Raw genomic sequence first — 15,374 nt, 5'->3', positions numbered from 1 at the left:
CCACCCGTTTCCCATCGAGGGCCCTGCGGATGTCGGCTGTACCGCATGTCTACCGGCAGAGACAACTCACGCAAGAGGCAGCGCTGGCTCGTCGACGACGGCGTCCCGCCGAACATGGTGCAGCGGGTCCTGGGCCACGAGCGGTCCTCGACGACGCTGACCTCCACCCCCGGCGGACCGACAACAGCGAGCGCATTCTCCAGGCCCTCGACGACGAGGACGATCGCGGAACGTCCGTCGCTCCGGAATGAACGATGCTCCGGAAATGCTCCGGGAACACCCCGGGGAACGACGAAACCCCTGGTCACATCCGGCTCGCTGAGCCTGTGACCAGGGGTTTGACTGTGGGCGATACTGGGATCGAACCAGTGACCTCTTCGGTGTGAACGAAGCGCTCTCCCCCTGAGCTAATCGCCCTCAGCGGTGAAACTAACTCTACACAGCCCGTCCCACCGCCGTTCACGGGGGTCACCCGTGGATCACCGCGGGCCCGTGACCAGCTCCGATCCCGGAACGGGCACCGGCGGGGGCGGCGGCTGGACCAGCGGCAGCAGCGGCGAGCGCAGCCACTCCCAGTGGATCCCCACCCAGCCGCCGGCCGTCTCGAAGATCCCGAACAGCCACGCGCACACGGCGACCGTGCCGAGGATCAGCGTCATCACCAGCAGCTGCACCACGCGGTTCTGGCGGCCCATCCAAGCCACCCAGCCGTCGTAGCGGACACGGACCCAGTGCAGGAGCCGCTGCGCCCAGCCGAACTCGGCGGCGAGCACGCCCAGGCCGAGGAAGATGATTGCCCAGCCGGGACCCGGTGCGGGCAGCGCGATGATCCCGATGATCACGATCGCGGTGCCGAGGACGCCCATGGTGATGCGGTAGGTCAGGTCCAGCACCGGGTTGCGGGCCACGCGGGCCCGGAACACGCGGTAGCGGACCTTCGCCCGCCGGTACTTCTTGCGGATACCGGTGTACCGGCGCCCGGAGGTGGTCCTCCCGGACGCCGGCACACCGACGTCGTTCTTCTCCGTCGTACTCAGGTCTCCACCTGCCCGGCCGCGACTACCTTGGTCGGCGCGGGAGGAGCCTCCCTTCCGCGCTCGAGCGAGACGGCGTATGTCCCGTAGGTCCCGCTGTCGGGCGATTCTACGGACACCGGTCCCGGCTGCCCCGCTCGTACGTCGAACGTGCCGACCGCGCGCGGAGTTCCGTCACCGTCGAGTCCCCACAGGACATAGGTCTGGTCCGCGGTCTCGTTGGGGCCCAGCCCCATCGGCATGACCTGGCGCTGTCCGTCCTTCACGACGACCGCGGCCACCATCGGCGCCCCCGGCTCCGCGGAGAGGAAGGCGTGCGGCGTCCCGGGCTGCGCGATGGCGGAGAGCACGTCGCGCAGCTCCTGGGCCTGCGCGAGGCTCGCGTCCCGCTCGTCCTGCAGCGACCGGATCTGCCCGAACGCCGCTCCCCCGCCGACGATCACCGCGAGTGCGACGGCCGCCGCGACCAGTACCCGTCCGGGGCGGCGCAGCCACCCGTTCCGGGCCGGACCGCGTCCGGCACCTCCCGACGGGCGTGTCGCGGGCCCGGTGGACGGCTCGGACCGCGACGGGCGGGCGCGCGCCCCCCCGTCGGGCGCGGCGCCGGTGGACGACGTCTCGTCGCGGAGGGCGTGCCGCGGCACCGGGCGGTCGGACTCGCGTCCGAGCTGCGGGGTCTGCCGGGCCTGTTCCATGATCGACTCACGCAGCGACGGCGGCGGCTCGACCTGCGGCACCGCGCCACCGAGGGCGGTCGTGGTCCCGGCGACGTCCGCGGCGAGCCGTCGGCACTCGTCGCAGCTCTCGAGGTGCTGCACCACCTCGATCTCCTCGTCGGGCTCGAGGGCGTGCAGCGCCCACCCGACCGTCTGTTCGTTCATCGGACAGGGCCTCCCCTCGTTGCCGTTCACGACAGCCCTCCCGCCAGGTCTCCCCCGGCCTCCCCGAGCGCCGGGCCCAGCAGGTTCCGGAGCTTGGCCACCCCGGTGAACATGCGGGATTTCACGGTGCCCAGCGGCACCCCGGTCATCGCAGCCACTTCGCGTTGGGTGTAGCCGCCGTAGTACGCCAGCGCGAGGACCTTCCGCTGGTCCGCGGGCAGTTGACCGAGAGCGTCGCGCACCTGACCGGCGACGAGTGCGCCGATGGCCCCCTCGTCGGCACCCGGGCCGGGCGGGGCGTTCCACTCCGCGCCGTCGTCCGACGCCGGGACGGTGCGGCGCCGGATGGCGCTCTCCCGGCGGACGGCGTCGACGGACTTGTGGTGCACCAGGGTCAGCAGCCAGGTACCGAAGCGGCCCTTGGCCGGGTCGAAGCGCGACGGGTCGCGCCAGAAGGCCAGGAAGACCTCCTGCACGACGTCCTCGGCCAACCCCTCGTCGGCACAGATACGCCGCGCGAGGGAGTAGGCCTGACGCCCGAAGCGGTCGTACAGCTCACCCAGTGCGGTCGAGTCGCCCGACACGATCCGCTGCACGAGTCGCACGTCCCCCGCGTCGTCACGACGCGCCGGATCACGGCGCGCGGCAGGCCCGGCGGCCCGCCCGTGCTCGGGGCGGTCCGGCGGATCGGCGATGCCTGCCACCAGCGTTGTCCTCACGATTGCTGTGTTCGGTGTCCGTACCCGTTCCGGTTCGAACTCCGACGAGAGTAGTCGTTCCCGGTCACACGGCTCACACGCCAGGACGGCGCGGAGCCCGTTCAGCCCTGTCGCCACACGCAGCGAGTTACACCGTTGTGACTCGATCGGGGGTCATCCCACGGTGATCCACGTTCTTGCGCATCGAACCCGTCACCCCGAGGCCTTCTGTCTCGTTCCCACACTGACGCCCCACGCAACGCCCCCACGAAAGAGGATCACCGATGCGCGACGAGTCCAAGACGATCCGGGCGACGGCCATGTTCGAGCTCATCGCTCCGGACGCGCCTGTCGTTCCCGTGAAGGTCGAGCTGTCCTACAGCAGCCGCGACCCCTACGCCGTGCAGGCCTCGTTCAAGACCGGTCACGACACCACGGTCGACTGGGTCTTCGCCCGCGACCTGCTCGGCGACGGACTGGTCGACTCCGCCGGCACCGGCGACGTCCGGGTGCAGCCGATGAGCGACGACCCGACCCGGATCGAGCTCGAGCTCACCTCCCCGTCGGGCCACGCCCTGTTCACCACCTCCGCGGCGACGCTGTCGGAGTTCCTGCAGGCGACCTACGACGCCGTGCCGGCCGCCGCCGAGTACTCCTGGCTCGACTTCGACGCCGCCCTCGCCGACCTGCTCGACACCACCGCCCGGGACTGACCCGACGTACCCCACCACCGGGCGGAGACCGTCTCCGCACGTGAGAGGACATCCGGTGGTGGAGAGAGGGGGCGGTCGGACCCCCCTCGGGGCGGGTGCTAGTGTTCTCTCACCGCACCGCGGACGGGCCTCACGGCCCGGGACGCGGTGCACGGTGCGGACGTAGCGCAGCTGGTAGCGCATCACCTTGCCAAGGTGAGGGTCGCGGGTTCGAGTCCCGTCGTCCGCTCGGAGACTTCTCTTCCCACGCGCGATTAGCTCAGCGGGAGAGCACTACCTTGACACGGTAGGGGTCACTGGTTCAATCCCAGTATCGCGCACCATTTCCGGGATCCCCGGGGCCGCACATCGGCCCCGGGGATTTCGCATTTCCGGGTACGGCGACGCACACCGCCGACCACCCACGGCGCCCTCCCCCGGGCTCGTCCGGCGGTCGTGGCCCCGCTGACCTGGACGGACGATCACCGGGTACCCCCTCGACAGCGGCCACGGACCGTGCGCTACTGTTCTCCCAACGCACCGGGAACTTGCGGAAACGCTACGGGAACGGTGCGGCATGCGGACGTAGCGCAGCTGGTAGCGCATCACCTTGCCAAGGTGAGGGTCGCGGGTTCGAATCCCGTCGTCCGCTCTGCCGGGCCCCGACAGCAGGCCGGTTTCCGGCGGCGTGGCCGAGTGGCTTAGGCAAGGGCCTGCAAAGCCCTGTACGCGGGTTCGATTCCCGCCGCCGCCTCGCGCGATTAGCTCAGCGGGAGAGCACTACCTTGACACGGTAGGGGTCACTGGTTCAATCCCAGTATCGCGCACCATTTCCCGGATCCCCGGGGCCGGAATCCGGCCCCGGGGATTCTGCTTCCGGGCCTCCCCTGCCGCGGCTCAGCGCACCTGTTCCACCGGGCGCACGAGCATCTCGTTGACCGCCGCGTGCCGCGGCCGGGTCACGATGTAGACGACGGCGTCGGCGATGTCGGCGGGCTTCAGCACCCCGCGCTCGCCCTTCGAGGTCGCGTCCGGTGCGTACTGCGCACCCGAGGTCGTCATCTCCGAGGCGACCAGGCCGGGCTCCACGAGACCGACCCGTACGTGGCGCTCGGCGTACTCCTGGCGCAGCGCCTCGCAGAACGCGCCGACCCCGTGCTTGGTGGCCGCGTAGACGTTGCTCTCCGGCGACGGGACCCGCCGACCGGCCACCGAGCTGATCGTCACCACGTCGGCGACGCCGCGCGGCCCACCGGCCGCCGTCGCCAGGTGCGGCAGGGCCGCGTGCGTCGTCGACAGGACGCCCGTGAGGTTGACGTCGATCATCGTGCGCCAGTCCGCGACGTCGGCCTCGGCCGCCGGACCCCAGGACCCCAAGCCGGCGTTGTTGACGAGCACGTCCAGGCCGCCGTGCTGCTCGACCACCGCCGCGACGGCGGCGTGCAGCGCGTCGTCGTCGGTGACGTCCACCGGGTGCACCGACGCCCTCGGCAGCTCCGTCGCGAGCGCCTCGAGGCGCTCCCGGCGCCGGGCCAGCAGCGCCACCGTCGCCCCCTCGGCGGCCAGCGCCCGGGCGGTCGCCTCACCGATACCGCTCGACGCGCCCGTCACGATCACCGTCGTCCCGTCCAACCGTCCGCTCATGACAGCGGTGTACCCGCACCCCCGGCGGCGTAGTGATCATCGACGGGGGTGCGGCGCAGCACCCGGGAGCGGGTGCGTTATCGTGCCTCAGCACGCGCCGGAGACGGTGCGACTGCGGACGTAGCGCAGCTGGTAGCGCATCACCTTGCCAAGGTGAGGGTCGCGGGTTCGAATCCCGTCGTCCGCTCCACATCACCACGGTCACCACCCGTTCCGGTGCCGGGCGAACCCACCCTCCGAGTCGATCACCTGTCCGGTGATCCAGGCCGCCTCGTCGGTACACAGCCACGCGATCAGCCGGGCCGGGTCGTCGGGTTCGCCGAATCGGCCGAACGGGAACATCGGGGCCATCGCCCGGAACGCGTGCGCGCCGAGGTAGCCGGTGTCGACCGGCCCCGGGTTCACCGTGTTGACCCGCAGCCGCCGGTCCGCGAGCTGGTCGGCCAGGGTCGGGGTGACGCCCGCGACGGCCGCCTTCGCCGCGGCGTAGGCCACCTCACCGGGCATCGGCCCGCGTGCCTGCCCCGAGGTGAGCAGGACGGCCGCGCCGCCGGGGCGGGTGTCGTCGTGCGCGTTCGCCCACGCCTGGACCAGCAGGATCGACGCGCGGGCGTCGACCGCCCAGTGCCGGTCCAGCTCCTCGGACAGCTCCCCCAGCGGACCGTCGGAGCCCGACAGGGCCTGGTTGGCGACGAGCAGGTCGACCGGCCCGGTGAGCTCGCGGGCGGCGTCGAGCAGGCGCTGCGGCGCGGCCGGGTCGGCGAGGTCGGCGTGCACCCCGGCGACCGGCGCCGTCGCGTGCCCCCGGACCTCCGCGAGAGCGGCGTCGACGTCGTCGGCGCCCCACTCCTGCGTCGCGTCGTGCGGGGCGAAGTGGTGCACGACGACGGCCGCGCCGTAGGCGGCGAGCCGGCAGGCGGTCGCGTGCCCGATCCCGCCACGCCGGCCGCCTCCGGTCACGAGCGCGGTCCGGCCGCGCAACGGCATCGGGTCCCGGCGCAGGGTGCTCACTCCCCGACCCTGCCCGACCGGGGCGCGCCGCGCGACGGAGTTGTCGCCCCGCGCCGACGTCACCGGCCGGCGGTCCGAGGAGGTGCTCCGCGTGCCTCAGCCGCGGGCGGCCTCCGGGGAGATCGCGCAGCGCAGCCGCGCAGGCAGTGCCTGTGGGTCGGGGGCGCCGCCGTCCTGCAGCCAGCGGGTCACCGCACGGACGTCGTCGGTGCTGCGGACCGGGCCGACCGCGACCACCGGCGATTCGGGACGCGTGCGGGCGGCGTCGCACGCCTGCACCAGCACCATCAGACCGGGCCGCCGCACCGCGCAGACCCCCGGCCCGAGCCGGCACCCCGCGGTCACGAGCACCCCCTGGGCGCTGTCCTGCACCACCGCCCGCAGACCCTCGACCAGCACCTCGTCGACACCAGGCAGGGCCGCGACGGTGCCGTGCGCGTCCTCGTCGAACCCCGAGGGCGCGTGGGCGCAGGCCCCGCACCGGACCACCGTGAACCCGTCCACCGGCACCCCTTCCTGCAAACAGTAATCGTTGTCGATTACAGTCGACGGTAACACCCGCGACGCAGGAGGAACACCGTGAAGCCCGGCATCCACCCCCCGTACGGCCCGGTCGTCTACCGCGACACGTCCACCGGCGACGAGTTCCTGACCCGGTCGACCGAGACCTCGCGCGAGACCGTCGAGTGGTCGGACGGGAACACCTATCCCCTGATCAAGGTGGACACGACCTCGGCGTCACACCCGTTCTGGACGGGCAACGCCCGGGTGCTCGACGCCGCGGGCCAGGTCGAGAAGTTCCGCCGACGCTTCGGGGAGCGCACGCGCGGCTAGGGGCGTGTCTCCCCATCCGCCACCGTCGCTCCCGGCGCCCACGCCGCCGCCGACGGCGTCGCCGGACCGCCCGAGTACGCCCGGTATGAGGGCGGCCCGGCTGCCTTGCCGGCGGCGACGTGGATCACCGGGCCCGCGCCGGATGGGGAGACACGCCCTGGGCCCGCGTAGCGTCGGGAGGCATGCGCCGCCGCCGTCGCGAACAGGTCCGGGTCGTCACCGACCTGACCGAGCCGCTGACGGTCGAGCACGGTCGTCGCATCCGGATCCGGCTCGTCGCGATGGTGGTGTGGATCGCGGGCTGGATCGTCGCCGGCGCCCTGTGGCGCGACGGCTGGCTGGCCACCGCGATCCTGCTGACCAGCGGCCCGGGGCTGTGGATCCTGTGGTGGCTGTTCGTCCCGCCCCGGGAGCAGGGACGGCGCGAGCCGGTCGGTCGCCGGCCCCCACGGGCACTGCCCGGGCCGCGGGACCCGCGGGAGTGATCGGGTGGGCGGCCGCGGGGTTCCGCGACCACCCACCCCGGCATCCGGCGTCGTGGGCCGGAGGGTCATCCCGTCCTGCTGATCTCCACCATGTCCTCGCGCGGCACGACCTTCGTCCGCTCGCGGCCGCGCGCCTCGCCGAGGCCGCGCTCGTGCTTGTCGAGCGCGAGCCAGCCGGTCCAGGTGGTGTACGCCACGCCCCGGCGCCCCAGCAGCGCGTCGACCTCGGCCGGGTCGCGACGGGGCGCCCGGGGCAGCTGCGGCGCGTCGGCCAGCAGGCTCGCGACGGTCTCCGAGGCGCAGCCCTTGGTGTGCCCGATCAGCCCGACCGGGCCGCGCTTGATCCAGCCGACGGCGTAGACGCCGGGCATCTCCTGGCCGTCGATGTCGTGTACCCGTCCCTCGCGGTGCGGCAGCACGCCGTGCTCGTGGTCGAAGGGCAACCCGGCCAGGTGCGAGCCGGTGTAGCCGATCGCCCGGTAGACCGCACCGACCGGGAAGTCGGTGAACTCGCCGGTGTCGCGGACGTCGCCGTGGCCGGTGTACTCGGTGCGCTCGATCCGGATGCCCTCGACGTGGTCGGTGCCGAGGATCCGCTCGGGGCGCGAGAGGAAGTGCAGGTGCACCCGGCGCGGGGCGCCGCGCCGGTCCCGCAGCGCCCACCCCTGCAGGGTCCGCACCACCATCTCGACGTGCTTGGCCGAGCGGACCTCGGCCGCGGCGACGTCGTCGAACTCGACGTCGGCCGGGTCGACGACCACCTCGACGCCCGGCACGTGGTCCAGCTCGCGCAGCTCCATCGGACTGAACCGGGCGTGCGCGATCCCGCGGCGGGCGAACACGTGCACGTCCGTGGCCGGATTGACCGCGAGCCCGGCGTGGACCGAGTCCGGGATCTCGGTGCCCGACAGCCCCTCGGCGGTGCTCGCCAGGATCCGGGCGACGTCCAGGGCCACGTTCCCGGCGCCGATCACCGCGACCGACGACGCGTCGAGCGTCCAGTCCCGGGGCACGTCGGGGTGGCCGTCGTACCACTGCACGAAGCGGGCGGCGCCGTGGCTGCCCGGAAGGTCGACGCCGGGGACGTCGAGATCCCGGTCCCGCTCGCAGCCGGTGGCCGCGATGACCGCGTCGTAGTGGTCGCGCAGGTCGGACAGGGTGATGTCGGTCCCGAAGTGGACGTTGCCGAACAGCCGCACGCCGGGGCGGTCCAGCACGCGGTGCAGGGCGTGCACGATCTGCTTGATCCGCGGGTGGTCCGGGGCGACGCCGTAGCGGACCAGCCCGAACGGGGCGGGCAGCTTCTCGAACAGGTCCACGGCGACGTCGGCATCGGACTTCAGCAGGGTGTCGGCGGCGTAGACGGCAGCCGGACCGGCGCCGATCACGGCGACGCGCAGCGCAGTCATCGTTCTCCTCGGATGTCGACAGACCCCGAGGGTATAGCAAGGTAAGCCTTACCTAACTATGACGCAGGCAACACCGTGCGCGGCAACAGGTCCGGGAAGTGGCCGCCGACCCGCTCGGAGTGGCGTCGCCATTCCCGCGGGTAACCCAGCGACACCTCGACGAACGGGACGCCGTCGACCGTGACCGTCCGCGGGATGTGCAGGTGGCCGTGCACGACCGCCCGCGCCCGGTAGCGACGGTGCCAGTCGGCCGTCGCCGTCGTGCCGCACCAGAGCGCGAACTCCGGGTACCAGAGGACATCGCAGGGCTCGCGGACCAGCGGCCAGTGGTTGACCAGCACCGTCGGCAGGTCGGGATCGAGCGCGTCCAGGCGGGTCGCCGTCGACGCCACCCGGGCCGCGGACCACTCGGCCCGCGTGGCGTACGGAGCCGGATGGAGCAGGTACTCGTCGGTGCAGACGACACCGGCGGCGTACGCCGCGGCCAGCCCCTCCTCCGAGGTCGTGGTGCCGGCGGGCAGGAACGAGTAGTCGTAGGGCACGAACAGCGACGCGATGACGGCCGGGCCACCCGGGCCGTCCCACACCGGCCACGCGTCCTCCGGGGTCAGCACCCCGACATCCCGGCAGCGGCGGACCAGCTCGTCGTAGCGGGCGACGCCGGCGAGCTGCTCGACCGCGTCGGCCCGGGCGTTCTTGGCGCGGGTCCAGAGCTCGTGGTTGCCCGGGGTCCACAGCACCTGCGCGAAACGCTCCCGCAGCACGGCGAGCGTCGCGACGACGCTCTCGATCCGCTCGTCGACGTCACCCGCGACGATCAGCCAGTCCCCCGGGTGTCCCGGGTGCAGCCCCGCGGCGATGTCGGCGTTCTCCGCATGCCGCACGTGCAGGTCACTGACCGCGAGCAGGCGCGGCTCCCCGACGGCGGTCACCCGCCATTGGTACCCGGTGGGGTCCGGCCCACCGTCCGCCGGGGCCGGAAACGTACCTACCCGCGGTAACTTACTCCTGGTAGCTTCGGAACCGAGCTCGACGACGAGGCGGGGAGGCCGGGATGGCGGCATCGCGGGGAGTACGACGGTGGATCCGGTGGGTGCTGCGGCACGGGGCGATGCGGCGGGAGGTGACCCGCCAGGCGGCCAAGGGTGACCTGGGCGCGCACATGATCATCAACCCGGATGCGGTCCGGGACCCGTACCCGGCCTACGAGCAGATCCGTGGACAGGGCCGGATGGTGCGTTCGGCGCTGACCTGGACCACGGTCGACCACGAGATCACCACCGAGGTGCTGCGCAGCCCCGACTTCTGCGTCGGGCTGCGTATGCCGGAGAACGCGCCGGGCCTGCTGCGAGCGCTGCTCGCAGCAGGCGGGACCTGGCCGCTGGGGCCGGCCGAGCCGCCGTCGCTGCTGTCGATCGACCCGCCGGACCACAACCGGATCCGCAAGCTGGTCACCCGCTCGTTCAGCGCCAAGGCGATCTCCTCGCTGCGCGGGCGCACCGAACAGATCGCGGCGCAGCTGCTCGCGGACCTGGAGACCCGGGCCGGCGCCGACCGGCGCACCGACGTCATCTCCGGCTACGCCTCACTGCTGCCGGCCACCGTCATCACCGAGATGCTCGGCGCCCCGGTGGAGATGCGGGAGAAGTTCCTGGAGTGGGGCGAGGGCGGCGCCTACTCCCTCGACATGGGCCTGGACTACGCGACGTTCCACCGCTCCGAGCGCGACATCGACGCGCTCACCGACTGGATGGCCGGGCACTTCGAGCGGCTGCGCCGGGAGCCCAACGACTCCATCCTGTCCTCGCTGGTCGCCGCCTACGACGAGGAGGAGGGCCGGCTCACCCACGACGAGCTGCTGTCGCTGGCGATGCTGCTGCTCGCCGCCGGGTTCGAGACGACGGTCAACCTCATCGGCAACGGCACCCGACTGCTGCTGACCCACCCCGACGAGCTCGCCCGGCTGCAGGCCGACCCGGCGCTGTGGCCGAACGCCGTCGACGAGGTCCTGCGCTACGACTCCCCCGTCCAGCGGACCGGTCGCGTCGCCGCACGCGACACCGAGGTGTGCGGGTTCCCGGTCAAGCGGGGCGCGCTGGTGCTCACCCACCTCGGGGGCGCGAACCGCGACCCGGACGTGTTCCGCGACCCCGCCCGGTTCGACGTCGGGCGCGCGGGCGCGGACCGGCACGTGGCGTTCAGCCAGGGGATCCACTACTGCCTGGGTGCGGCGCTGGCGAAGATGGAGGGCGAGGTCGGGCTGCGGGCGCTGTTCGACCGCTACCCCGACCTGCGCGCCGACGGCCCGGCCGAGCTGCGCGGGACCCGGGTGCTGCGCGGCTACCGGACGCTGCCGGTCCGCCTGGGCGACGCCCGGGTCCCCGTCGACGCCTGAGCTCAGGCCCGGTGGGTGGCGCTGGTGACCGTCGTCGTCACCAGGCTGATGATCGACATCCCGATCACGAGGTGGATCACCGCGGTGGCGATGCGGACGGCCCAGGGCTGCTCGGTGAGGATCAGCGGGGACACCGCGGCCAGCGCGGTGAGCAGCCCGGCGATCCAGCCGAAGTAGGACATCGGGCTCGGCACCGCGACCAGCAGCAGGTGCGCGAGCCCGGTCGCCGCCAGCCCGGCGACCGCGGCCCAGATCGCCAGGCTCTGCGCCGCGGCCCAGCCGTCGAGCGGCTCGGAGACGGCCGGGGCGAGGTACGGGATCTGCAGCAGGACCTGCAGGATCAGCAGCCCCACCAGGGCGATCAACGCGGCGATCACCGCCGTCGCCACACCGCCGGCCCACAGCCGACCGGGGTTCACCCCGCTGCGGGGACGCGGCCGGGCGGTCTCCCGGCTCATCTCTCGGGTGCGGTCGTCGGCCTCGGACATCGTCGTACTCCCCCGGTCGCGGACGGGCCGTGCGCGGCGTCGGTGCGGCGCCGCGCGGCGGTGACCACCCGCGCCGGGTGATCACCTGTGGTGGGCAGCAGACTACGCCCCGCGACGACGCCCCGTCGGCCCGCGCCGCAATGCGGCGAGTGCGGCCTCCGCGTCGGCGACCACGCGCTCGCGACGGCGCTCCAGGGCCTCCCCGGACTCGGCGCCCGAGCCCATGTTGCCCTGGGCGTAGCGCGTCCAGACCCCGGTCCCGATGCAGGCACAACGCCAGTGCGCGAACGCCACCCAGTACGGCAGCTGGTCCAGCGCGTGCCCGGAGCGCTCGGCGTAGCGGGCGGCGACGAGGTCGCGGTCGGGCCAGCCGGGCGCCGCGGTCGGGCCGCTCGTGATCGCGGGCAGGGTGTCGCCCGGACGCTCCCAGGACGCCAGCAGCCACCCCAGGTCGGCCAGCGGCTCCCCCAGGGCCGCGAGCTCCCAGTCGAAGACGCCGGTGATCCGGCCTCCGCGGAACGACAGGTTTCCCGGCCGGAAGTCGCCGTGCGCGATCCGCGGCCCGCCGGCCGGCTCCGGCGGCATCGCCTCGACCAGCGCGGCGTGCGCGGCGTCGAGCGCGGCGAGGTCGGTGAACGCGCCCGCGTGCGCCTGCCGGTGCCAGCGGCGCAGCTGCCGTTCCAGGTAGCGGCCGGGCCGCGCCATGTCGCCGAGCCCCACCTCGGCCGGGTCGACGGCGTGCAGCGCCGCGAGCACCTCGGCGGTGTCCAGACCGCAGGCCCGCCGCTCCGGTTCCGGGACGGCCTCCCCCGCGGCGCGGTCCCCCGGGACCACGCCGTCCACCCAGCCCATCAGGTAGAAGCCGGCGCCCAGCACCGCGGTGTCCGAGCACAGGGCGACCGGCTCCGGCACCGGGACCGCGGTACCGGCCAGTGCGGTCAGGAAGCGCCACTCCCGGCCCATGTCGTGCGCGGTGGCGAGCACGCCCCCGGTCGGCGGGCGGCGCAGCGCGTACGGCGTGCCACGGGCGTCGGTGACCCGGAAGGTCAGGTTGGAGTGCCCGCCGGAGATGCGCTCCACGGCCACCGGGCCGTCGCCGAGCTCGACCCGCGGCACCTCGGCGGCCAGCCAGCGGGTCAGGGCGACCGGGTCCACCCCGTCGTGTGCGTCGGTCATCCCCCGATGCAACATGATCGCCCCCGCGCCGACCACCCCCGTTTCGGTCACGACGATTGCGGGCACCTCTCCCCTGATCATGACCGGTCGCGTCCGGCGCACCCCGGCGCCGTCGACGAGGACCGGTGGGAGAGGAACCCGTGAGCGACCAGATCACCGTCACCCGCACCGTGTCCGCCACCCCGAAGCAGCTGTTCGCGCTGCTGTCGACCCCCACCCGGCACCAGGAGATCGACGGCGCCGGCATGCTGCGGGGCGTCGAGGGCTCGACGGAGATCAGCGGCGTCGGCGACGAGTTCGTGATGAACATGCACAACGGCGACCTCGGCGACTACCAGATGAAGAACACCGTCACGTCCTTCGAGCAGGACCGCGTGATCGGCTGGGCGCCGTCGATGCACCCGATCGACGCGAAGAAGGACACTATCGGCGACCTGCGCGCCGAGGGCCACACCTACACCTGGCACCTCGCGCCCGAGGGCGACGGCACGACGGTCACCCAGGTCTACGACTGGAGCGGTGTGCAGGACCCGGACTTCCGCGGCTTCTTCCCCATGCTCAGCGAGGACCAGCTCGCGGACTCGATCGAGAAGGCCGGACGGGCCGCCTCCTCCTGAGACCGTCCACACCCGACGGCGCCGCACCGGTCACCGGGCGGCGCCGTCGTGTGTCCGGGCCCCGGCCGGGGCCGCGTCTAGGACAGCGGCAGAACGAGGCGGGCGAGCAGCCGCTCGGCCTCCGCGGCCGGGTCCTCGGTGAGTCCTGTGTGGACCGGGCCGGGGCACACGATGGTGCTGCGTGCGGTGGTGAGACGCCGGAAGCGGCGTCCGATGTCCTCCCCCGCGCCGGGCCCGCGGGCGGCCAGCGCGCCGGTGGCGTGCCGGTCCGAGCGCGGCGGCTCGGGCACCGCGGCCACCGCGGCCACGGTCGCCAGCAGCTCGTCGACGGCGTCGGCGTCGGCGGCCGGGTCGAGCGCGGCCAGCCGGGCGCGGTCGAGGTGGACCCGCACCGCGAGGACGTCGCGGGCCCGGCAGTGCAGCAGCACCCCGGCGTTCATCGACTCGCCGCGCTCCACCCGCGGCACGACCCGCAGCAGCGCGTACTCGTAGGCGACGAAGCCGCTCACCGGCCCTCACCGCCGCCGACGCCGCCGATCCGGAGCCACGGCGGACGGCGTGGGGCACGGTCGACCGGCCGCGGCCTGCCCGCCGCCACCGTCGCGGCGACGCCCGGCAGCCAGTCGCCGCGCGCCGCGACCCGGGCCGCGAGCGCCTGGACGTAGGCGGCGCGTACGGCGTCGGGCCCCCCGACGCCGTCGACGTCGGCGATCCACTCGTCGGGCACCAGCGCCAGCACCCCCTCGAGCAGGTCCGGGGTGACCAGCGGGGCCAGTGCGCCGTCCGCGGCGTCGAGGTCGGGACGGGCGCCGAGCAGCACGTGGTCGCCTGCGTCGAACGGGCGGTGGGCGAACCGCGGCGCGGCCGACCAGTCGTGGGCGAAGGTGAGCGTCGCTCCGTGGTCGATCAGGTAGGGTCTGCGGTGCCAGAGCAGCATGTTCGAGTTGCGCCAGGAGCGGTCGACGTTGCCGACGAGCGCGTCGAACCAGAGCACCCGACCGGCGAACCCGGGCCCGACGTCGAAGGCGACCGGGTCCAGATCGAGCGCCCCGGGCAGGAAGTCGACGGCCAGGTTGAGCCCGTCGGAGTTCCGGAGCAGCTCCTGGACCTCCTCGTCCGGCTCGGTGCGCCCGAGCGTCCCGTCGACGACGATGGTCGCGATCCGCGGGACGGGCAGACCCAGCGCGCGGGCGAGCTCCCCGGAGACGATCTCGTTGACCAGCACCGGGCGGCCCTGCCCGGCGCCGGTGAACTTGACCGCGTAGGTACCGAGGTCGTCGGCCTCCATCAGCCCGGGCAGCGACCCGCCCTCGCGCAGCGGGGTCACGTACCGGATCGCGGTCAGCCGGGGCAGCGCCCGCCCCTCGGTCGTCCGCTCGTGGCTCACCCGCGGAGATTAGCGCCGGGCACGGATGCGGCCCGCACCCCGTGGCGTCGGGGTGCGGGCCGTGGTCACGCTCGCGGGGTCCGGGAGGAGGGTCACCGGCCCGCCCGGCTCCGGGACGCGCGGGCGGACCGGGAGGTGCGGGTCAGACCGAGACGGTCTGGCGCGGGATCGCCTGGGTCTGCTCCATCCGGCGGGCCGCCTGACGCGACAGGAGCTCGTCGACGCTGAACCGGCCCGGGCCGGTGGACATGAGGATCAGCGTGGCGCAGATGATCGTGCCGACGAGCGCCCACCCGTTGTCGGCCATGAACAGGCCGTTCTTGCCGTGGACGAACCAGATCGCGCCGGCCATCACGAAGGTCATCATCGCGCCGGGCAGGACCATGCGGACACCGAGGGCGACCGAGAGCGAGAACACGAGCTCGACCACGATCGTGAACGAGGCCGCGCCGATGGCCAGGGGGATGCCGAACTTCGCGAACACCGCGGCGGTGTCGAACAGACCGGCGTCGATCTTCTTCCACGAGTGCATGACCATGATGTAGGCCAGCAGCAGGCGGGCGACGAGCAGCGCGACATCGCGCGGGGTTCCGGTCAGGGAGCGGTACACGGTTCCTCCAGGT

Annotated in this window: 18 protein-coding genes and 7 tRNA genes; 11 read left to right on the top strand and 14 right to left on the bottom strand. The window is 73.4% G+C overall.

Going from position 1 to position 15,374, the window contains the following annotated elements; all coding sequences use genetic code 11:
- Window positions 1-345 precede the first annotated feature (345 nt).
- The 4 genes from DMP15_RS13180 to DMP15_RS13165 form a co-directional block, all read right to left on the bottom strand.
- Window positions 346-417: transfer RNA gene (locus DMP15_RS13180), tRNA-Val, on the bottom strand.
- A 62-nt stretch (window positions 418-479) separates the two neighbouring features.
- Window positions 480-1,007 carry a TIGR02611 family protein gene (locus DMP15_RS13175; RefSeq protein ID WP_337825949.1) on the bottom strand — a complete coding sequence of 176 codons (528 nt, stop codon included), beginning with the start codon at window positions 1,005-1,007 and terminating at the stop codon, window positions 480-482.
- Between the two features lie 26 nt (window positions 1,008-1,033).
- Window positions 1,034-1,915, bottom strand: a complete 882-nt coding sequence (locus DMP15_RS13170; protein WP_337825948.1) for an anti-sigma factor — start codon at window positions 1,913-1,915, stop codon at window positions 1,034-1,036.
- A 26-nt stretch (window positions 1,916-1,941) separates the two neighbouring features.
- Window positions 1,942-2,619, bottom strand: a complete 678-nt coding sequence (locus tag DMP15_RS13165) for an RNA polymerase sigma factor (protein WP_337825947.1) — start codon at window positions 2,617-2,619, stop codon at window positions 1,942-1,944.
- A 278-nt stretch (window positions 2,620-2,897) separates the two neighbouring features.
- On the opposite strand from DMP15_RS13165, the gene DMP15_RS13160 reads away from it, so the two are divergent.
- From DMP15_RS13160 to DMP15_RS13135, 6 genes are all read left to right on the top strand, one after another.
- A complete protein-coding gene (locus DMP15_RS13160; RefSeq protein WP_073574127.1) occupies window positions 2,898-3,326 on the top strand; it encodes an SsgA family sporulation/cell division regulator in 429 nt (142 codons plus the stop codon).
- Window positions 3,327-3,482: 156 nt separating this feature from the next.
- A tRNA-Gly gene (locus tag DMP15_RS13155) sits at window positions 3,483-3,555 on the top strand.
- A gap of 19 nt (window positions 3,556-3,574) precedes the next feature.
- A tRNA-Val gene (locus DMP15_RS13150) sits at window positions 3,575-3,649 on the top strand.
- A 235-nt stretch (window positions 3,650-3,884) separates the two neighbouring features.
- Window positions 3,885-3,957: transfer RNA gene (locus DMP15_RS13145), tRNA-Gly, on the top strand.
- A gap of 30 nt (window positions 3,958-3,987) precedes the next feature.
- Window positions 3,988-4,059: transfer RNA gene (locus DMP15_RS13140), tRNA-Cys, on the top strand.
- 1 nt (window position 4,060) lies between these two features.
- Window positions 4,061-4,135 (top strand) — tRNA-Val (locus DMP15_RS13135).
- Window positions 4,136-4,202: 67 nt separating this feature from the next.
- Here the strand turns inward: DMP15_RS13135 and DMP15_RS13130 are convergent.
- Window positions 4,203-4,949 carry an SDR family oxidoreductase gene (locus tag DMP15_RS13130; RefSeq protein ID WP_337825946.1) on the bottom strand — a complete coding sequence of 249 codons (747 nt, stop codon included), beginning with the start codon at window positions 4,947-4,949 and terminating at the stop codon, window positions 4,203-4,205.
- 114 nt (window positions 4,950-5,063) lie between these two features.
- Here DMP15_RS13130 and DMP15_RS13125 point away from each other — a divergent pair.
- Window positions 5,064-5,139 (top strand) — tRNA-Gly (locus DMP15_RS13125).
- An 11-nt stretch (window positions 5,140-5,150) separates the two neighbouring features.
- On the opposite strand, the gene DMP15_RS13120 is transcribed toward DMP15_RS13125, so the two are convergent.
- Both DMP15_RS13120 and DMP15_RS13115 read right to left on the bottom strand, forming a co-directional pair.
- A complete protein-coding gene (locus DMP15_RS13120; protein WP_337825945.1) occupies window positions 5,151-5,960 on the bottom strand; it encodes an SDR family oxidoreductase in 810 nt (269 codons plus the stop codon).
- A 96-nt stretch (window positions 5,961-6,056) separates the two neighbouring features.
- On the bottom strand, window positions 6,057-6,464 hold the full coding sequence (locus DMP15_RS13115) for a hypothetical protein (RefSeq protein WP_073574129.1): 408 nt from the start codon (window positions 6,462-6,464) through the stop codon (window positions 6,057-6,059).
- Between the two features lie 75 nt (window positions 6,465-6,539).
- Here DMP15_RS13115 and DMP15_RS13110 point away from each other — a divergent pair, with 75 nt between their 5' ends.
- Together DMP15_RS13110 and DMP15_RS13105 are read left to right on the top strand one after the other, a co-directional pair.
- Window positions 6,540-6,794, top strand: a complete 255-nt coding sequence (locus tag DMP15_RS13110; RefSeq protein WP_020624102.1) for a type B 50S ribosomal protein L31 — start codon at window positions 6,540-6,542, stop codon at window positions 6,792-6,794.
- 182 nt (window positions 6,795-6,976) lie between these two features.
- A complete protein-coding gene (locus DMP15_RS13105) occupies window positions 6,977-7,279 on the top strand; it encodes a hypothetical protein (RefSeq protein ID WP_100878031.1) in 303 nt (100 codons plus the stop codon).
- A gap of 65 nt (window positions 7,280-7,344) precedes the next feature.
- On the opposite strand, the gene DMP15_RS13100 is transcribed toward DMP15_RS13105, so the two are convergent.
- Together DMP15_RS13100 and DMP15_RS13095 are read right to left on the bottom strand one after the other, a co-directional pair.
- On the bottom strand, window positions 7,345-8,688 hold the full coding sequence (locus DMP15_RS13100) for an FAD-dependent oxidoreductase (protein WP_337825944.1): 1,344 nt from the start codon (window positions 8,686-8,688) through the stop codon (window positions 7,345-7,347).
- Between the two features lie 56 nt (window positions 8,689-8,744).
- Window positions 8,745-9,620 carry a metallophosphoesterase family protein gene (locus DMP15_RS13095; RefSeq protein WP_073574131.1) on the bottom strand — a complete coding sequence of 292 codons (876 nt, stop codon included), beginning with the start codon at window positions 9,618-9,620 and terminating at the stop codon, window positions 8,745-8,747.
- A 122-nt stretch (window positions 9,621-9,742) separates the two neighbouring features.
- Here DMP15_RS13095 and DMP15_RS13090 point away from each other — a divergent pair, with 122 nt between their 5' ends.
- Window positions 9,743-11,083, top strand: coding sequence for a cytochrome P450 (locus DMP15_RS13090; RefSeq protein ID WP_337825943.1), 1,341 nt, complete (start codon window positions 9,743-9,745; stop codon window positions 11,081-11,083).
- A gap of 2 nt (window positions 11,084-11,085) precedes the next feature.
- Here DMP15_RS13090 and DMP15_RS13085 read toward each other — a convergent pair whose 3' ends face one another.
- Window positions 11,086-11,571, bottom strand: a complete 486-nt coding sequence (locus DMP15_RS13085) for a DUF6069 family protein (RefSeq protein WP_083658059.1) — start codon at window positions 11,569-11,571, stop codon at window positions 11,086-11,088.
- A gap of 102 nt (window positions 11,572-11,673) precedes the next feature.
- Complete coding sequence (locus DMP15_RS13080; RefSeq protein ID WP_337825942.1) at window positions 11,674-12,747, bottom strand: phosphotransferase family protein; 1,074 nt, start codon at window positions 12,745-12,747, stop codon at window positions 11,674-11,676.
- A 140-nt stretch (window positions 12,748-12,887) separates the two neighbouring features.
- On the opposite strand from DMP15_RS13080, the gene DMP15_RS13075 reads away from it, so the two are divergent.
- Window positions 12,888-13,364, top strand: coding sequence for an SRPBCC family protein (locus DMP15_RS13075; RefSeq protein WP_161152209.1), 477 nt, complete (start codon window positions 12,888-12,890; stop codon window positions 13,362-13,364).
- Window positions 13,365-13,441: 77 nt separating this feature from the next.
- Here the strand turns inward: DMP15_RS13075 and DMP15_RS13070 are convergent, their stop codons facing one another.
- From DMP15_RS13070 to DMP15_RS13060, 3 genes are all read right to left on the bottom strand, one after another.
- Window positions 13,442-13,873: a DUF3037 domain-containing protein gene (locus DMP15_RS13070; RefSeq protein WP_337825941.1), complete on the bottom strand. Its 432-nt coding sequence runs from the start codon at window positions 13,871-13,873 to the stop codon at window positions 13,442-13,444.
- Complete coding sequence (locus tag DMP15_RS13065) at window positions 13,870-14,751, bottom strand: HipA family kinase (RefSeq protein WP_073574135.1); 882 nt, start codon at window positions 14,749-14,751, stop codon at window positions 13,870-13,872. The genes DMP15_RS13070 and DMP15_RS13065 overlap by 4 nt, the downstream gene beginning before the upstream one ends.
- A 142-nt stretch (window positions 14,752-14,893) precedes the next feature.
- Complete coding sequence (locus DMP15_RS13060; protein WP_073574136.1) at window positions 14,894-15,361, bottom strand: DoxX family protein; 468 nt, start codon at window positions 15,359-15,361, stop codon at window positions 14,894-14,896.
- Window positions 15,362-15,374 lie beyond the last annotated feature (13 nt).

The sequence above is a fragment of the Pseudonocardia sp. UM4_GMWB1 genome (assembly GCF_017312155.1).
Lineage (GTDB): Bacteria > Actinomycetota > Actinomycetes > Mycobacteriales > Pseudonocardiaceae > Pseudonocardia > Pseudonocardia alni.
The sequence above is the reverse complement of the archived record's forward strand: the minus strand, read 5'-3'. Positions and strand labels throughout refer to the sequence as shown.